General features: G+C 65.5%; 18 protein-coding genes. 5 read left to right on the top strand and 13 right to left on the bottom strand.

Going from position 1 to position 17,176, the window contains the following annotated elements:
* Positions 1-17: 17 nt before the first annotated feature.
* Both LY44_RS14505 and LY44_RS14510 read right to left on the bottom strand, forming a co-directional pair.
* Positions 18-902 (bottom strand): fructose bisphosphate aldolase, encoded by an 885-nt coding sequence (locus LY44_RS14505; protein ID WP_055209526.1) that lies wholly within the window; start codon positions 900-902, stop codon positions 18-20.
* Between the two features lie 173 nt (positions 903-1,075).
* Positions 1,076-2,266, bottom strand: coding sequence for a phosphoglycerate kinase (locus tag LY44_RS14510; RefSeq protein WP_055209444.1), 1,191 nt, complete (start codon positions 2,264-2,266; stop codon positions 1,076-1,078).
* Positions 2,267-2,475: 209 nt separating this feature from the next.
* Here LY44_RS14510 and LY44_RS14515 point away from each other — a divergent pair, with 209 nt between their 5' ends.
* Positions 2,476-2,982, top strand: coding sequence for a peptidylprolyl isomerase (locus LY44_RS14515; protein ID WP_055209443.1), 507 nt, complete (start codon positions 2,476-2,478; stop codon positions 2,980-2,982).
* On the top strand, positions 2,975-3,556 hold the full coding sequence (locus LY44_RS14520; protein ID WP_055209442.1) for a peptidylprolyl isomerase: 582 nt from the start codon (positions 2,975-2,977) through the stop codon (positions 3,554-3,556). Before LY44_RS14515 ends, LY44_RS14520 begins: the two co-directional genes overlap by 8 nt.
* Before the next feature lie 155 nt (positions 3,557-3,711).
* On the opposite strand, the gene tyrS is transcribed toward LY44_RS14520, so the two are convergent.
* Positions 3,712-4,962 carry a tyrosine--tRNA ligase gene (gene tyrS / locus LY44_RS14525; protein ID WP_055209441.1) on the bottom strand — a complete coding sequence of 417 codons (1,251 nt, stop codon included), beginning with the start codon at positions 4,960-4,962 and terminating at the stop codon, positions 3,712-3,714.
* Between the two features lie 59 nt (positions 4,963-5,021).
* Between tyrS and LY44_RS14530 the strand changes: the two genes are divergently transcribed.
* Together LY44_RS14530 and LY44_RS14535 are read left to right on the top strand one after the other, a co-directional pair.
* Positions 5,022-6,164 (top strand): anhydro-N-acetylmuramic acid kinase, encoded by a 1,143-nt coding sequence (locus LY44_RS14530; protein ID WP_055209440.1) that lies wholly within the window; start codon positions 5,022-5,024, stop codon positions 6,162-6,164.
* A gap of 168 nt (positions 6,165-6,332) precedes the next feature.
* Positions 6,333-6,587, top strand: a complete 255-nt coding sequence (locus LY44_RS14535; protein ID WP_055209439.1) for a DUF2798 domain-containing protein — start codon at positions 6,333-6,335, stop codon at positions 6,585-6,587.
* Here the strand turns inward: LY44_RS14535 and LY44_RS14540 are convergent, their stop codons facing one another.
* The 6 genes from LY44_RS14540 to LY44_RS14565 all read right to left on the bottom strand — a co-directional run bounded on the left by LY44_RS14540 (position 6,588) and on the right by LY44_RS14565 (position 13,852).
* Entirely contained in the window at positions 6,588-7,016 is a 429-nt protein-coding gene (locus LY44_RS14540; protein ID WP_055209438.1) for a cupin domain-containing protein, read from the bottom strand.
* 124 nt (positions 7,017-7,140) lie between these two features.
* Entirely contained in the window at positions 7,141-8,415 is a 1,275-nt protein-coding gene (eno, locus tag LY44_RS14545; protein WP_055209437.1) for a phosphopyruvate hydratase, read from the bottom strand.
* A 115-nt stretch (positions 8,416-8,530) separates the two neighbouring features.
* Positions 8,531-9,421, bottom strand: a complete 891-nt coding sequence (locus LY44_RS14550; RefSeq protein WP_055209436.1) for a DMT family transporter — start codon at positions 9,419-9,421, stop codon at positions 8,531-8,533.
* A gap of 59 nt (positions 9,422-9,480) precedes the next feature.
* The gene (locus tag LY44_RS14555; RefSeq protein WP_055209435.1) at positions 9,481-10,902 is read right to left on the bottom strand and encodes a protein adenylyltransferase SelO; all 1,422 of its coding nucleotides are present in this window, start codon (positions 10,900-10,902) and stop codon (positions 9,481-9,483) included.
* A gap of 99 nt (positions 10,903-11,001) precedes the next feature.
* Positions 11,002-11,937, bottom strand: a complete 936-nt coding sequence (locus tag LY44_RS14560; RefSeq protein WP_055209434.1) for a nucleoside hydrolase — start codon at positions 11,935-11,937, stop codon at positions 11,002-11,004.
* A gap of 58 nt (positions 11,938-11,995) precedes the next feature.
* Entirely contained in the window at positions 11,996-13,852 is a 1,857-nt protein-coding gene (locus tag LY44_RS14565; RefSeq protein ID WP_055209433.1) for an ABC-F family ATP-binding cassette domain-containing protein, read from the bottom strand.
* Positions 13,853-14,043: 191 nt separating this feature from the next.
* On the opposite strand from LY44_RS14565, the gene ndk reads away from it, so the two are divergent.
* Complete coding sequence (ndk, locus tag LY44_RS14570) at positions 14,044-14,466, top strand: nucleoside-diphosphate kinase (RefSeq protein WP_055209432.1); 423 nt, start codon at positions 14,044-14,046, stop codon at positions 14,464-14,466.
* Between the two features lie 23 nt (positions 14,467-14,489).
* On the opposite strand, the gene LY44_RS14575 is transcribed toward ndk, so the two are convergent.
* The 4 genes from LY44_RS14575 to LY44_RS14590 form a co-directional block, all read right to left on the bottom strand.
* The gene (locus LY44_RS14575) at positions 14,490-14,852 is read right to left on the bottom strand and encodes a TfoX/Sxy family DNA transformation protein (RefSeq protein WP_055209431.1); all 363 of its coding nucleotides are present in this window, start codon (positions 14,850-14,852) and stop codon (positions 14,490-14,492) included.
* A 108-nt stretch (positions 14,853-14,960) separates the two neighbouring features.
* The gene (locus tag LY44_RS18470; protein WP_262985713.1) at positions 14,961-15,092 is read right to left on the bottom strand and encodes a hypothetical protein; all 132 of its coding nucleotides are present in this window, start codon (positions 15,090-15,092) and stop codon (positions 14,961-14,963) included.
* Between the two features lie 242 nt (positions 15,093-15,334).
* Positions 15,335-15,841, bottom strand: a complete 507-nt coding sequence (locus LY44_RS14585) for an RrF2 family transcriptional regulator (protein ID WP_055209430.1) — start codon at positions 15,839-15,841, stop codon at positions 15,335-15,337.
* Positions 15,842-16,068: 227 nt separating this feature from the next.
* On the bottom strand, positions 16,069-17,133 hold the full coding sequence (locus LY44_RS14590; protein ID WP_055209429.1) for a cytochrome-c peroxidase: 1,065 nt from the start codon (positions 17,131-17,133) through the stop codon (positions 16,069-16,071).
* Between the last annotated feature and the right edge of the window lie 43 nt (positions 17,134-17,176).

The following is a 17,176-nucleotide window of genomic DNA, read 5'->3' on the forward strand; positions in this document are numbered from 1 at the left end:
AATCAACCGGCGCCCAATCAACCGGCGATCGAGGCGCGGTAGATGCTGTCGATCGCTTCGCCCAGCGCCGCGTCGAATTCGGCGTCGGTCATCTGCGCGGTCAGCCCCTCGGTCAGCGCGCGGCTGAAGGACGCGATCATGCCCTTGTTGCGGGCCAGGATCGCATTCGCGTCATTGCGCGCATAGCCGCCCGAAAGCGCCACGACCTTGATCACATTCGGATGCTCGACCAGCGGCAGGTAGAAATTGTCCACCGTCGGCAGGCTCAGCTTCAGCATCACCGGCGAGGACACGGTTTCCAGACCGGCCAAGAGCGCATCGCGCAGCAGCGCCTCGGCCTCGATCTTGTCGGCGATCGAGATCGTCACCTCGGGTTCCAGGATCGGCACCATGCCCGCGCCCAGAACCTGCTCGCCCACTTCGAACTGCTGCTTCACCACCGCGGCAATCCCCATCGGATCGGCGGCCGAAATCACCGAACGCTCCTTGGTGCCGAAAATCCCGGCTTCCGCGGCGCGCTCCAGCAGCGCATCCAGCGTCGGCATGGCTTTCAGCATCTGGCAGCCGTTCTTTTCCTCTTCCAGACCCTTGTCGATCTTCAGGAAGGGCACGACGCCGCGCTTTTCCCACAGATAGGTGGCGGTCGGAATGCCGTCGATGTCGCGGTCCATCGTCTGCTCGAACAGGATCGCGCCCACCACCTTGTCGCCGGTAAAGGCGCTCGACTTGATGATCCGCGCCCGCATCGCATGGATCAGGTCGTACATCTCGGTTTCGTTCGAATAGGCGTCTTCGGTGATGCCATAGAGCCGCAGCGCCTTCGGCGTCGAGCCGCCCGACTGGTCAAGCGCGGCAATGAAGCCCTCGCCCTTGCGCATGTGTTCCATCATCGTCTTCGCCATCTTCGACCCCCGATCCTGGGCCCGGACCATCCCGGGCAGCGACTTCTGCAATTGCAGCCCCCGGTTAAACCCTTGTGACACGCGATGCAATTCCGGTTTCGCTAACAGCCGTGGCAGACATGAAAAAAACGGGGCGCTTCGCAGCGCCCCGCCGGTTCGGCCCGGGGGCCGGATTACTTCGTCAGCGCCGCGACGCCGGGCAGCTCCTTGCCTTCCATCCATTCCAGGAAAGCCCCGCCCGCGGTCGAGATGTAGCTGAAATCCTCCGCCGCGCCCGCCTTGTTCAGCGCCGCCACGGTGTCACCCCCGCCCGCGACGGACACAAGCTTGCCCGCCTTGGTCAGATCGGCCGCCTTTTGCGCCGCCGCATTCGTCGCCGCGTCAAAGGGCGCGATTTCAAAGGCGCCCAGCGGCCCGTTCCAGATCAGCGTCTTGCTGGCCTCGAACACCTTGGCGATTTCCTCGACCGATTTCGGCCCGGCATCGAGGATCATCGCATCGGCCGGGCAATCGGCATTGCCGACGACCTCGTTCTCGGCACCCGCCTTGAACTCGCGCGCCACCACCACATCGGCGGGCAGGTGAATGGCACAGCCCGCGGCCTTGGCCTTTTCCAGGATTTCGCGCGCGGTTTCCGCCATCTCGCGTTCCGCCAGCGACTTGCCGACATCGATGCCCTGCGCGACCAGGAAGGTGTTCGCCATGCCGCCGCCGATCACCAGATGATCGACCTTGGTGACAAGGTTGCCCAAAAGGTCAAGCTTGGTCGAGACCTTGGCGCCGCCCACCACCGCCGTCACCGGCCGCACCGGATTGCCCAAAGCCGCTTCCAGCGCCTTCAGCTCCGCCGCCATCAGCCGCCCGGCGGCCGAGGGCAGGATATGCGCCACACCCTCGGTCGAGCTATGTGCCCTGTGCGCCGCCGAGAAGGCGTCGTTCACATAGACCTCGCCCAGCGCGGCCATCGCGGCGCTCAGCTCGGGGTCGTTCTTTTCCTCACCGGCATGGAAGCGGGTGTTTTCAAGCAGCAGCACCTCGCCCGCGGCCAGCGCCGCAACGGCGGTCTTCGCCGGGGCGCCGATGCAATCCTCGGCGAATTTCACCGGCACGCCCAGCACTTTGGCCAGTTCCGGCACGAGCGGGCGCAGGCTCATTTCCGGCACGGGCTTGCCCTTCGGGCGGCCGAAATGCGCCAGCAGCACCGGCTTGCCCCCCTTGGCAAGGATGTCCTTGACCGTGGGCGCGATCTTCTCGATCCGCGTCGCATCGGTCACCACGCCGTTTTCCACCGGCACGTTGATGTCGACGCGCACGAGCACCACCTTGCCCGCAAGATCCATCTCGTCGAGCGTTTTCCAAGCCATGTCCGTTCTCCAGTTGTGGGTCGCAAGGCGGGGGCCGTCCACCTGCGGCTCGCGCAAAATTGCCCGGATGTGACGGGGTCGTCAACGCCTTGCGGTCCCGCGGGCGGCGAAAACCCGCCCGGCTGCGACGAAATTCCCGCGTCGCTTTGCCCTTTTCACCGCCGCCCGCAGCCCCTAAGTTGCGCCCAGACCAAATTCAGGAGAGCCCCATGGCCGAGATCAAGGATCCCGAAAACACCATCATCATCACCCTCAAGGACGGGCCGGTGGTGATCGAGCTTCTGACCGATGTGGCGCCGCTGCACTGCGAACGGATGAAGCAGCTCGCCCGCGACGGCGCCTATGACAACGTCGCCTTCCACCGCGTGATCGAGGGCTTCATGGCGCAGACGGGCGATGTCGAAAACGCCAATATGGAAAAGGATTACAACCCCCGTCGCGCTGGCACGGGCGGGTCGCAATATCCCGATCTGAAAGCGGAATTTTCGAAAGTGCCGCATGCCCGCGGTTCGCTTGGCGCGGCGCGGTCGCAAAACCCGAACTCGGCCAACAGCCAGTTCTTCATCAACTTCGCCGACAATTCCTTCCTGAACGGCCAATACACCGTTTACGGCCAGGTGATCTCGGGGATGGAATTCGTCGACAAGATCGCCCGTGGCGAGCCCCCGGCTTCCCCTGACCGGATGATCACCGTGCGGGTGGCGGCCGATGCGTAAGCTGCTTCTCGCCACGGCACTGGCCTTTGCGGCCACCGGCGCGCTGGCGCAGGACGGCACCACCGCGCCCGACGGCCCGGGCCCGAACCTCGTGCTCGAGATCGGCGGCTCGGTCTCGGGCAAGGTGGTGATCGACCTGACGCCCGATGTCGCCCCCGGCCATGTCGAGCGCATCACCCAGCTCGCCAATGAACATGCCTATGATGACGTGGTGTTCCACCGCGTGATCGAGGGCTTCATGGCGCAGACGGGCGACGTGCAATTCGGCAAGCGCGGCGGCGATCTGTCGATGGCGGGGATGGGCGGGTCGACATACGGCGACCTTCCGGCGGAATTTTCGAACCGCTCCTTCAGCCGCGGCATGGTCGGCATGGCCCGTTCGGCCAGCCCCGACTCGGCCAACAGCCAGTTCTTCATCATGTTCGAGCCCGCGCCGCATCTGGACGGCCAGTACACGATCGTCGGCCATGTGGTCGAAGGCATGGATCTGGTCGACACGCTGAAAAAGGGCGCGCCCGAGATGAACGGCCTTGTCGAAACCCCGGATTACATCGTCAAGGCCACGATCGAGTGACACGGGCGCAGGGGGCGGCGCAGGGGGGCGCTGCCCCCCTGACCCCCCGAGATATTTAAGGCAAGATGAAATGGAAAAGGGCGCTCCGCTTGGGGCGCCCTTTCATCTTGCGACAAATACCTCGGGGGTGTGGGGGCAGCGCCCCCACCGCCTCCTCAGCCCAGACAAACCAGCGCATGGCGCTTCTTGCCCGCACTCAGCTTCACCGGCGTGGCCAGATCGGCGGCCGAGAACATCCGCCCCGCGTCAAGGCAGATCTCGTCATCGACCTTCAGGCCGCCCTCGGAAATCAGCCGCTTGCCGTCCTTGCCGGTCTTCGCCAGCCCGGAGCGCACCACCAGCTGCGCCAGGCTGATCCCCTCGGCCAGTTCCTCGGCGCTCAGGCTCAGCCGCGGCAGATCCTCGCCGACGCCGCCCCGCTCGAAGACCTCGCGCGCGGTGGCCTCGGCCGCCGCCGCCGCTTCGGCGCCGTGCAGCAGCGTCGTCACCGCATTCGCCAGAATGATCTTCGCGCCGTTGATCTCGGACCCTTCCAGCTTGCCCAGCCGGTCGCATTCCGCCACCGGCAGATCGGTGTAAAGCTTCAGGAAGCGGCCGACATCGGCATCGGTCGTATTGCGCCAGAACTGCCAGAATTCGTAAGGGCTCAGCATCTCGCCATTCAGCCAGACCGCGCCGCCCTGGCTCTTGCCCATCTTGCGCCCGTCCGAAGTGGTCAGAAGCGGCGTCGTCAGCCCGAAAATCTCGCGATCAAGCACCCGGCGCGTCAGATCGATGCCGTTGACGATATTGCCCCATTGATCCGAGCCGCCCATCTGCAGCAGACAGCCGTAGCGGCGGTTCAGCTCCAGGAAGTCATAGGCCTGCAGGATCATGTAGTTGAATTCAAGGAAGCTCAGGCTCTGTTCCCGATCCAGTCTGCTCTTCACCGATTCGAAGCTCAGCATCCGGTTGACCGAGAAATGCCGCCCGATATCGCGCAGGAAGTCGAGATAGTTCAGATCATCAAGCCATTCGGCATTGTTGCGCATCAGCGCGCCATTGCCGTCGTCCTTGTAATCGAGATAGCGCGCAAAGACCCGCTGCATCCCGGCGATGTTTTCGTCGATCCTCTCGGGCGTCAGCAGCGGCCGTTCCTCGGACCGGAAGCTCGGATCGCCCACCTTCGTCGTGCCCCCGCCCATCAGCGTGATCGGCTTGTGCCCGGTCTTCTGGAACCAGCGCAGAAGCATGATGTTCAGAAGATGCCCGACATGCAGCGAGGCCGCCGTGGCATCATAGCCGATATAGCAGGTCACCATCCCCCCCGCCAAAGCGGCGTCAAGTTCCTGAAGATCGGTGCAATCGGCCAGAAATCCGCGCTCGATGATGACGCGCAGGAATTCCGATTTCGGATGATAAGTCATCGTGCTTGTCCCTTGGCTGGCCCCATGCGTATATCGGCGCAAGCGCAAAAGGGGAAGAGATGTTGAAAACGGGCGCAAAAACGGGGCCGGTCTGGGCCGTCGGCACGATGTCGGGAACCTCGCTGGACGGTGTCGACGCGGCGGCGCTGCTGACTGACGGCCATGCGATCCTCGATTTCGGCCCCACGGCCTATCGCCCCTATACCCCCGCCGAACGCGGCGCGATCCATCGGGCGCTTGGTCGCTGGCAGGGCCAGGACGGCGTGGCCGAGGCCGCCGAGGTGGTCGAGACCGCCCATGCCGAGGTGCTCTCGGCGCTGCTCGCCGATCTGCCGGACAATGCGGGCGAGGTGCTGATCGGCTTTCACGGCCAGACGCTGGCGCATGATCCGAACGGGGGGCACGGGGCGCGGCGCACGCATCAGGCGGGCGATGGCGCGGTGCTGGCCGAGGTGCTGGGCCATCCGGTGGTCTGGGATTTCCGTTCCATGGATGTGGAAATGGGCGGGCAGGGGGCGCCTCTGGTGCCGTTCTTCCATTTCGCCTGCGCGACATGGGCGGGGCTTTCGGCGCCTTGTGCCTTTCTCAATCTGGGCGGGGTGGGCAATGTCACCTGGCTTGATCCGCGCCTGCCCGCGCCCGAAACCCCCGGCGCCGTGCTGGCCTTCGACACCGGCCCGGCGAATGCGCCGATCGACGATCTGATGCGCCGCCGCCTGGGCGCCACGGCCGATATCGGCGGCGCGCTGGCGCTCTCGGGCCGGGTGGAGGAGGCCGCGGTGACCGCCTTCCTCGGCCATCGGCATTTCTTCCGCATGCCGCCGAAGTCGCTGGATCGCAACGAATTTTCGGCCGCCCTGTCGTTCATCGACCAGCTCGACGATGCCGATGCGGTGGCGACGCTCACCGCCTGCGCCGCCGCCGCCGTCGCCCGCGGCTTCGAGCATTTCCCCAGCCCGCCCGAGCTGATCCTCGTTTCGGGGGGCGGTCGGCTCAATGCCGCGATGATGGCGGAACTGGCCGCGCGGCTGCCCTGTGCGGTGGCGCCGATCGAAGAGATCGGGCTGGATGGCGACATGCTCGAGGCGCAGGCCTTCGCCTATCTGGCGGTCCGGGTCGCGCGCGGCCTGCCGACCTCGGGCCCGACGACGACCGGCGTCGCCGCGTTGGTCGGCGGCGGCAAGGTCAGCCGGCCGCGCTAACCGCGATGCAGTAACCGCAATCCGTCAGCCCCCTTGACCCAAAGCGGCTTTGTCCCTATCTGAGGCTCAGCCGAAAAACGTAAGACCGGTCAGGTTATCCCGGTCACCGCCCCTTGGGGCGGGAGTTAGTCGATCTCGAACCCGCGGCGCTTCATATCGAGAGAGACCATGCAAAATCCCGATCCCAAACGCGAAAAGCGCACCATCATCCTGGCGCAAGTGTTCATCTCCTGCCTGATGGCGCTGATGATGACCTTCCTGTTTTCCATCCTGCTGCAGGGCTTCCCCGAGGGCTGGGCGCTGATCTGGCTGCGCAACTGGCTCACCGCCTGGCCGGTGGCCTTCCTGCTGTCGCTTGGCGTCGGCCCCTTGTCGTTCAAACTGGCCTTCCGCGTGATGCACCGCCCCGTGCGCGAGGGCTGATCAGCCGGGAATGTCAAAGCCCGGCGCGGCCATCTCGAAACCCTCGAAACGGAACCCGGGGCTGACGGTGCAGCCGACCAGGGTCCAGTCGCCCAAAGTCCGCGCCGCCTGCCAATGGCCCGCGGGCACGATGCCCTGCACCACCTCGGCGCCCAGCACATCGGGGCCAAGGCGGAGCCGCGTCACCGGCCCGCTGTCCTGCGCGGCAATCCGCAGTTCCAGCGGGCTTCCGGCGTGAAAATGCCAGATCTCGGCGGCATCGACGCGGTGCCAATGGCTGGCCTCGCCCGCTTTCAGCAAAAACAGGATCGCCGTTCCCGCAGCGCGCGCCCCGGGCGCGGCCTCGGCCACCCAGGTCTGGCGATACCAGCCGCCCTCGGGATGCGGCTCCAGCCCCAGCCGCGCGATGATCCGATCCGCTTCGCCCATGATCCCTCCGGGTTTTTTCTTGGCGCAAATACGCCCGCCGGAGGCTTCAAAGTCAAAGAAAAACCGCCGCTGGCGCAGGGCCAGCGGCGGGATTTGCGTATTTGGACCAAGAAAAAGCCGAGGCTTATTTCAGAATGGCGCGGCCCATGTATTCGGCGGTTTCGCCCAGCATTTCCTCGATGCGGATCAGCTGGTTGTATTTCGCCAGCCGGTCCGAACGCGCCAGCGAGCCGGTCTTGATCTGACCGCAGTTCGTCGCCACGGCGAGATCGGCGATCGTCGCGTCTTCGGTCTCGCCCGAGCGGTGCGACATCACGTTGGTGTAGCGCGCGCGATGCGCCATATCGACCGCCTTCAGCGTTTCCGAGAGCGAGCCGATCTGGTTCACCTTCACCAGCATCGAGTTCGCCACGCCTTTCTTGATCCCCTCGGCCAGACGCGCCGGGTTGGTGACGAACAGATCGTCGCCCACCAGCTGCACCTTGTCGCCCAGCGCATCGGTCAGCAGCTTCCAGCCGTCCCAGTCATCCTCGGCGCAGCCGTCCTCGATCGAGATGATCGGATATTCGCTGCAGAGCTTGGCCAGGTAATCGACATTCTCGGCCGAGGTCAGCGACAGGCCCTCGCCCTTCATCTCGTATTTGCCGCCCTTGAAATATTCGGTCGAGGCGCAGTCAAGCGCCAGATAGATGTCTTCGCCCGGCTTGTAGCCCGCCTTTTCGATCGCCTTCAGGATGAAGTCGAGCGCGTCGCGGGTCGAGGCGAGCATCGGCGCAAAGCCGCCCTCGTCACCAAGGCCGGTCGAAAGCCCCTTGGCCGAAAGCTCTTTCTTCAGCGTGTGGAAGACTTCCGAGCCCATGCGGACGGCGTCGCGGATATTGCCCGCGCTGACCGGCATGATCATGAATTCCTGAATGTCGATCGGGTTGTCGGCATGTTCGCCGCCGTTGATGATGTTCATCATCGGCACCGGCAGGACGCGCGCCGAGGTGCCGCCGACATAGCGGTAAAGCGGCTGCGCGGTGAAATCGGCGGCGGCTTTCGCACAGGCGAGCGAGACGCCAAGGATCGCGTTTGCGCCCAGACGGCCCTTGTTATGGGTGCCGTCGAGCTCGATCATCAGCTTGTCGATGCCTTCCTGATCGGTGACATCCTCGCCCACCAGATTCTCGGCGATCTCGCCATTCACCGCCATCACGGCTTCCAGCACGCCCTTGCCCATGTAGCGCGCCTTGTCGCCGTCGCGGCGTTCCACCGCCTCATGCGCGCCGGTCGAGGCGCCCGAGGGCACGGCGGCCCGGCCCATCGTGCCGTCTTCGAGGGTGACGTCCACCTCGACGGTCGGATTGCCGCGGCTGTCGAGAATTTCGCGCGCGTGAATGTCGATGATCGTGCTCATGAGAGTGCTCCGATTGAAAAGTCGCCTTTTGCATAGCCCAATGCAGCCGCAGCGAAAAGGCCCTTGATAGCGGTAACGGCGCTGTTAGCGTCCGACTTTTCGTGAATTTTTCGCGTCAGGCGGCGGGGGTTTCGGCCTTGGCCAGACGGCGTTGCCGGGCCAGCGTGTAAAGCCCCGAGGCGACGATGATCGCGCCGCCGATCAGCGTCCAGCGGTCCGGCGTTTCGGCAAAGACCGCCCAGCCGATGATCAGCGCAAAGATCAGCCGGGTGTAACGGAAGGGGGTGATCACCGAGACCTCACCCAACCGCATCGCCGCGATCAGCGCATAATAGCCCGCCGTGCCGAAGATCAGCGCCCCTGCGATCGAGGCCAGATCGAAGGCGGTGGGCAGGATCATCGGGCCCTGAAACGGGACGAGCAGCGCACCTGCCGGAATCACCGAGGCAAATCCGTAGGTTGCAAGCTGCATCGAGGTGATGGATTTGGGCACCCGGCGCGTCACCACATCGCGCGCGGCAAGGCCGAGCACAGCGACGACGGCGAAAAGCGAGAGCACCGAAAAGCCCTCGGTGCCGGGGCGGATCACGATCAGCACGCCCAGAAAGCCGACGCCGATCGCCGACCAGCGCCGCCAGCCGACCTGCTCGCCCAGGAACAGCGCGGCGCCCAGCGTCACGGCCAAGGGCGTCGCCTGCAAGATCGCCGAGGCCTCGGCCAAGGGCGTGAAGGCCACGGCGCAGACGAAGGCCAGCGTGCCGATCAGCTCGCCGAAATTGCGCCCGATCACCGCCGGGGCCAGCAGATCGCGCGACACCAGCCGGTCGCCGTTGCGCAGGGCCAGCGTCGCAAAGATCGCCGTGCCGCCGATGCCCAGAAGCATCAGGATCTCGCCCACCGGCAGATGCCCGGCAAGGAATTTGACGCACATGTCCTCGATGGCGAAGCCCGCCATCGCAAGCACCATCAACAGACTTCCGCGGAGATTTTCAGCACCATGTCCCATGGCGGTCCCCTGCCAGCGCGCCGGTGAAAGGTCCAGAGCGCGATTGTATCCGCCACAAGTCAGGTGCCGCAGAAGGTGCGGGCGACGCGTTCCTCTGCCTTGGGGGCGGCCTCATAGGCGGCAAATTCGGGCGCGGGATCAAAGGGATGGGCGAGTGCCGCCTGCAGCTGCCGGAACGGCGCGAAATCGCCCGCGACGGCGGCGGTGATCGCCTCTTCGAGGCGGTGGTTGCGTGGGATCCGCACCGGATTGGCGGCAGAAAGGACAGCCTGCGGCACCACCTCGCGCCTCAGCCGCGCCTGCCAGCCGGGCGCCCATGTGTCGAAGGCGGCGGGATCGGCGAATTCCTCGCGCGCCCGCCCGGTGGCCAGACCGCGGAAGGTGCGGGTGAAATCGGCGCCCTCGCTGGCCATGCGCGACAACAGGCTCTCGATCAGCGGCCGGTCCTCGGGCGTGGCGCGGGCGATGCCGATCTTGCGCCCCATCCGGTACAGCCATTCGGCCTGCCAGGCGGGGGCAAAACCGTCGAGCACCGCCTGCGCCTGCGTCACCGCCTCGGCCTCGGGGCCGATCAACGGCAGCAGGCAGGAGGCCAGCTGCGTCAGGTTCCACAGCGCGATCTGCGGCTGGTTGGCATAAGCGTAACGCCCCTGACGGTCGATCGCGGAAAACACCTTTTGCGGCTGATAGGCGTCCAGAAAGGCGCAGGGGCCGTAATCGATCGTCTCGCCCGAGAGCGCGCAATTGTCGGTGTTCATCACGCCATGGATGAAGCCGAAAGACAGCCATTGCGCCACCAGTTTCGCCTGCGCACTGACCGCGGCGGCCAGCAGACCAAGCGGGCCTTCGGTCTCGGGGTAATGGCGGGAAATCGTATAATCGCAAAGCGTTGCAAGCGCTTCTTCATCCTGCCGCGCGGCGAAATATTCAAAAGTGCCAACCCGGATATGGCTGGAGGCGATGCGCGCGATCACCGCGCCCGGCCGGTGAAACCCGTCGCGATAGACGCTTTGCCCGGTCAGCACCGCGCCAAGCGCCCGGGTCGTCGGCACGCCAAAGGCCGCCATGGTTTCCGACACCAGATATTCGCGCAGAACCGGCCCGATCCAGGCCCGCCCGTCACCGCCGCGCGACCAGGGCGTGCGGCCCGCGCCTTTCAGCACCCAGTCAAAGCGCGCGCCATCCGGGGCGATGACCTCGCCCAGCAAGATCGCCCGCCCGTCGCCCAGCTGCGGCACGAAACCGCCGAATTGATGGCCCGCATAGGCCTGCGCGATTGGCGCGGCGCCCTCGGGCACCAGATTGCCCGCCAGAACCGCTGTGCCCTCGGCGCTTTCCAGCCAGTCCGCGTCGATCCCCAGCCGCGCCGCCAGCGCCCGGTTCACCACAACCGGAGCGGGTGCCGCCCCCGGGGTCGGATCCTGCCGGGCAAAGAACCGCTCGGGCAGGCGGGCATAGGACGGGTCAAAAGCCGGGGTCATGCCTTAACATTTGGCTCAGACGCATATTTGGTCAAGAGAAACTGCGTCTTTGCCGCCGGAAAAGCCGATGATTTTTCTTGGTTCAAAGACGCAACTGTCTCAGAGCCGAGACAGGCGCTCGGTCAGCAGGCTGTAGAAGCCCTCGGCATCGACCTCGCGCAGGAAAAGCGCGTTCGGCTCGCGCGGCGTCACCCGCCACCAATCGGCGACGGTCATGCCCATGGTCAGTTCGGACCGGGTCTCGATCTCGACATTGATGAAGCGGCCCTCGAACAGATCGGGGCGCAACAGCCAGGCGATGACGCAGGGGTCATGCAGCGGCGCGCCTTCGGAGCCATATTTCGCCCTGTCGAAGCGTTCGAAGAAATCGGTCCAGCTCGCCACCGCGGCGCCGACCGGGGTGTTCAGCGCCCGGAACGCCTCGATCCGGGGCCGCGTGGTCAGCGCCTTGTGCGTCGCGTCAAGCGGCACGACCACCAGCGGCACCCCGGATTTGAACACGATTTCCGCGGCTTGCGGGTCGACGTAAATGTTGAACTCGGCCGCCGGGGTGGTGTTGCCGGCCTCGAAACAGGCGCCGCCCATGAGCACGATCTGTTCGACCTTCAAGACGATCTCGGGGGCGCGGCGAAAGGCGGTGGCGATATTCGTCAGCGGCCCGAGCGGGCAAAGCGTCACCGTTCCCGGGGCCTCGCGGCGCAGCGTCTCGATGAGGAAATCGACCGCGTGCTGGTCTTGCAGCGGCATCGTGGGGTCGGGCAGGGCGATGCCGTCGAGCCCGGTTTTCCCGTGCACATATTCCGCCGTCACCAGCGGGCGCAAAAGCGGCCGGTCGCAGCCCGCGAAGATTTTCACATCGCGCCGCCCGGCCAGTTCGCAGATGATCCGCGCGTTCTTTGTCGTCAGCGCCAGGGGCACATTGCCTGCGACGCAGGTGATGCCGAGAACCTCAAGCTCCGGGCTGCCAAGTGCCAGAAGGATCGCCACGGCGTCATCCTGGCCCGGGTCGGTGTCGATGATGATCTTGCGGGTCATGGTACGCTCCTTCGCCCCACCCTCGCCGAGCCGGGCGGGCTTGTCCAGACCGTTCGGTTCAGCCCGCCATCGCGGTTTCCAGCGCTTCCAGCGCCGCCATCCAGAGTTCCTCGGCCCGCGCCATCGCTTCGCGGGCTTCGGCGTGTTTGAGCATCCATTTCTCGCGCTCGCTGGCGCGGGCGGCTTCATAAAGGGTAGGATCGGCGAGTTTCTCGTCAAGCTTGGCCAGCATCTCGGCCAGTTTCTCGACCCGTTCCTCGCATTTGCGCGCCTCGGCGCGCAGCGCCAGAATCCGCTCGCGCGAGGGGGGGGCGGCCTTCTTTTCCACCGCTTTCGGCGCGGGCCGGTCGTCGGGATCGCCCGCCAGCAATTCGGCCCGGTAAGCCTCCAGATCGGCGGGGTAGGGCGCCACCGCGCCGCCCTTGACCAGCCAGAGCCGATCGGCGACGAGGCTGAGCAGATGCATGTCGTGGCTGACCAGGATCACCGCGCCGGAATAGGCGGTCAGCGCCTCGACCAGCGCCTCGCGGCTTTCGATATCAAGGTGGTTTGTCGGTTCGTCGAGGATCAGCAGATGCGGCGCGTCCAAAGTGGCCAGAAGCAGCGAGAGCCGCGCCTTCTGCCCGCCCGAAAGCTTGCCCACCGCGGTTTCCGCCTGATCGGCCAGAAGCCCGAAGCCCGCAAGGCGGGCGCGCAGCTTCGCCTGATGCTCTTCGGGGCGCAGGCGTTGCAAGTGAAGCAGCGGGCTGGCGCCAAGGTCCAGTTCGTCCACCTGATGCTGGGCGAAATAGCCGATCCGCAGCTTCGAGGACCGGGCAATCCGCCCCTCGCAGGTCTCGAGCTTGGCCGCGAGCAGTTTTGAGAGCGTCGATTTCCCCTCGCCGTTGCGGCCCAGAAGCGCGATCCGGTCGTCTTGGTCAATGCGCAAATTCAGCCGCCGCAGGATCGGCTTTTCGCCATAACCCACTGCGGCCCCATCCAGCGTGATGATCGGCGGCGAAAGCTGTTCCGGCACCGGGAAGCTGAAGACCTGCTTTGCCGCCTCCTCGGGGGCGGTGATCGGCTCCATCTTTTCCAGCATCTTGACGCGCGCCTGAGCCTGCGCGGCCTTCGTCGCCTTGGCCTTGAAACGATCGACGAAGCTTTGCAGATGCGCGCGCCGCGCCTCCTGTTTCTTCGCCGCCGCCGCCAGGTTCGCGCGTGCCGCGGCGCGTTGGCGGGCGAACTGGTCGTAAGGCCCGTTCCACAAGGTCAGCTTGCGGTTTTCCAGATGCAGGATCGACCCCACGGCGCGGTTCAAAAGATCGCGGTCGTGGCTGATGATGATGACCGTATGCGGGTAGCGGGCCAGATATTGTTCCAGCCAAAGCGCCCCTTCCAGGTCAAGATAGTTCGTCGGCTCGTCGAGCAGCAACAGATCGGGCTGGGCGAACAGCACCCCCGCCAGCGCGACGCGCATCCGCCAGCCGCCCGAAAAATCCGAACAGGGGCGGCGCTGCGCCTCGGCGTCAAAGCCGAGCCCGCGCAGGATCGCGCTGGCCCGGCCCTCGGCCGACCAGGCGTCGATATCGGCCAGCCGGGTCTGGATCTCGGCAATCCGCCCCGGATCGGTCGCGGTCTGCGCTTCCGCCAACAGATCCGCGCGTTCGGTATCGGCGGCCAGCACCGTATCGAGAAGGCTCGTCTCGGAGGAGGGCACCTCCTGCGCGACGCCGCCGATACGGGCGCGCTGGGGCAGGTTGATCTCGCCCGATTCGAGCGCAAGCTCGCCCCGGATCAGCCGGAACAGCGTGGTTTTGCCCGCGCCATTGGCGCCGACAAGGCCGACCTTGTGGCCGGTGGGGATCCGGGCCGAGGCTGCGTCGAACAGCGGGCGGCCCTCGATGGCATAGGTGATGGCGTCAAGCGTGAGCATGGTCTGGCTCTGCCTCAGCCGGGGCCGCGCGTCAATGCCGATGCGCCCCGGGCCGTGCTTTGCGCATTTGTCGCATTTCCTGCCCAAAACGGCAGTTGCCCGGGGGTTTTCAACATCCCTGCCGCATGATAGCAGGCGCCAGACGCTTTTCTGACCGGCTCTCCGGTCCCCAACCAAAAAGGCTTCCCCTCATGGCCATCGAACGCACGCTTTCGATCATCAAACCCGATGCGACCCGCCGCAACCTCACCGGCAAGATCAATGCCAAATTCGAGGAAGCGGGCCTGCGCATCGTCGCGCAAAAGCGCCTCAAGCTGAGCCTGGAACAGGCCGGCAAATTCTACGAAGTGCACAAGGAACGCCCCTTCTATGGCGAGCTGTGCGAATTCATGGCGTCCGAGCCGGTCGTCGTGCAAGTGCTCGAAGGTGAAGGCGCGATCGCAAAGAACCGCGAAGTGATGGGCGCCACCAACCCGGCGAATGCCGCCGATGGCACCATTCGCAAGGAATTCGCCCTCTCGGTCGGCGAAAACTCGGTCCATGGCTCGGACGCGCCGGAAACCGCCGCGGCGGAAATCGCCTATTTCTTCTCGGGTCTCGAACTGGTCGGCTGAGTGCCCGGCTTTCGGGTCTGCGGCTAACGCCGCAGGCCGACGCCAATTTCGTCAAGGGCCGCCTCGATCCCGGGGTGGCCCTTTTCGTTGCCTTGGGTCCGGGCCTTCATCGCATCGAAGCTGACGCGCAGCGCGTCCTTTTCGGCGCCGCGGCAATCGTTCCAGGGGCGGCCCTGCAGCGCCATCACCAAAGCATAATAGCCGATGAAATGCGGTGGGTTGCCCGCCCGAAGCCAGGCTTCATAGGCGGCCTCGGCGCCCATGGCGCGCAGCGCCTCGGCGCTGGCGATGCCCGCCCGCAGGAAGCCTTCGGCGGTGGCGGGGCCGATGCCGGGAATCTCGGTCAGCGGAGAATTTCGGGGGAGAGAGAGAGGGGGGGACTGCATGGGACGCTCCGGATCAGAAGAACTCTCTCCGATCAGGAACCGCCCCGCAAGTCTCGCACGCCCGCGGGCGGCGCGGCGGGGCCGGTCATCGGCCCCGGTCCGAGGGCCTCAGATCGAGGCCCAGTCGGTAAAGGTCTTGCCAGCCTGCACGGGCTTTTCCGCATGGCCCTGCTGCTGCGCCGAAGCTTTCGCCTCGGCCTGTTGACGGTGCACGCCTTCCTGCTGATCGGAAGACACCATTCCCATTTGTTGCGTCTGTTGCATTTCGGGCCTCGCTTTGTCGCCTTGCCCCGGCATGGAGCGTCTGAATTGCGGCGACACTATGACGCAGCTAAACAGGCCCGCCCGAAAGTTCAACTCACGATGAAAGGAGCGTTAGCGTTACCCGAAAAGGCCGGGCGGAAAATGGCCGACCCCGCGCGCCGAAACGCCGCGGGGCCGTCAGAATCCCGTTGATTTTGAAACATTTCCGTGAGGAGCGCTCAGACCTCAAGATCCGCCGTCAGCGTCGCGCGCGCCCGGGCCCCCGCGCCGCAGATGCCGATGCGCGGCGCCCCGGGCAGGCGCAGCAGATGCTCCAATGCGGTGTTGTCGCGCACCATGTCGCCAACGGAATGGCTGTCCATCGCGGTGTAAAAGGCCTCGAGCGCCGCCTCGATCGCATCGCGGAAGCGGCAGGCATCGCACAGCGGGCAGGTGTTGTTCTCGCCGTCCAGACATTCGACGAAGGGCAGCACCGCCTCGAAGGTGCGCAAGACCTCGCCGACGCTGATCTGGTCCATCGGACGCGCCAGCCGCAACCCCCCCGACCGGCCGCGCTGCGTTTCGATGAAGCCGCGCTGCGCCAGCGTGTTCACCACCTGCGCGAGGTGGTTTTCCGAGGCGTTGCAGGCCTCGGCGATTTCGTGCTTGCGCACGATCCTGTCGCCGTTCACCGCGCAGAACATCAGGGTGCGCATTGCCAGGTTGGTCCGAGTCGTCAGTCGCATGCTGGCTCCAGGGGTTGCCGAAAACGGAATAAGGCATGTCACAGATATTGTTTTGACATATGTCAGGATTTCGCGGCGATTGACAGTGCAACGGTGTCCTTGCGGCAATATGTCTGCAAGGTATTCCTTTTGCAGCAAGTCCTTGCGCGGTCCGCGTCGGCGTGGCGCCAAAAGAACAGGCGCGAGGAAGATCCCCGCGCCCGTCGTGCCGCAAATTTGCGCAGACCTCAGTTCATGTGTTCGGGCCGGGGCGTCTGGGCGCTGCGCACCGGCAGGATCGGATGCACCACTTCGGGCTGCTCGCCGGTCAGCGCGCCAAGGAAGGCGGTGATCTGATCGACCTGGGTCTCGTCAAGCTCTGCGCCCAGCTGCGAATTCGCCATCACCGAAACCGCCTCGCGCAGATCCCAGACCTTGCCGGAGTGGAAATAGGGCGCGGTCAGCGCGATGTTGCGCAGGGGCCCGGCGCGGAAGACATATTCGTCATCCGCCGTCGCAGTGACCGCAAAGCGGCCCTTGTCGCCCGCGGGCAGCACCTCGGCGCCGGGTTTTTCCACCACGCCGAAGGGGTAATAGCCGTTGCCGCCGATGTTGATGCCATTGTGGCAAGCCGCGCAGCCGGTGTCGATGAAGAGCTTGAGCCCGGCCTTTTCATCCGCACTCATCGCGCCGTCGGCCCCCATCAGCCATTGGTCGAATTTCGAATTCGGCGTGATCAGCGTGGCCTCGAAAGCCTCGATCGCCAGCGCGAAATTGTCGAAGCTGATCGGGGCCTTCTGCCCCGGAAAGGCCTTGGCGAAGGCCTCGACATAGCCCGGCATCGATTGCACCGTCGCCACCAGATTTTCGGGCGTGTTGTTCATCTCGACGCCCGCCTGCACCGGGCCCTTGGCCTGCGCCGCCAGATCGGGGGCGCGGCCGTCCCAGAATTGCGCCACGTTGAAGACGGCGTTCAGCGCGGTGGGCGCATTGCGCGGGCCCTTCTGCCAGCCATGCCCGATCGAGGTTTCCAGCCCGTCCACCCCGCCAAGCCCGACGTTGTGGCAGGACTGACACGAGAACACGCCCGATTTCGACATCCGCGGATCAAAGAACAGCATCGCGCCCAGATCGATCTTGTCGCGGGTGACGGTGTTGTTGTCGGCCAGTTGCGGCGCCTGCATCGGGATCACTTCGAACAGGCCCCGGGCCTCTTCGCGCAGCGCCGTATCCTCGGCTAGGGCGGGCTCGGCAAGGGCGGGGGTGGCAAGCAGCGTGGCCACGGCCAGCAGGCTGATCTGGGTGCGTTTCATCGGTGTCCCTCCGGATCTTTTGAATATGGAATACTTCTAAACC

It is taken from the genome of Rhodobacter capsulatus (assembly GCF_003254295.1).
GTDB classification, from domain to species: Bacteria; Pseudomonadota; Alphaproteobacteria; order Rhodobacterales; family Rhodobacteraceae; genus Rhodobacter; species Rhodobacter capsulatus.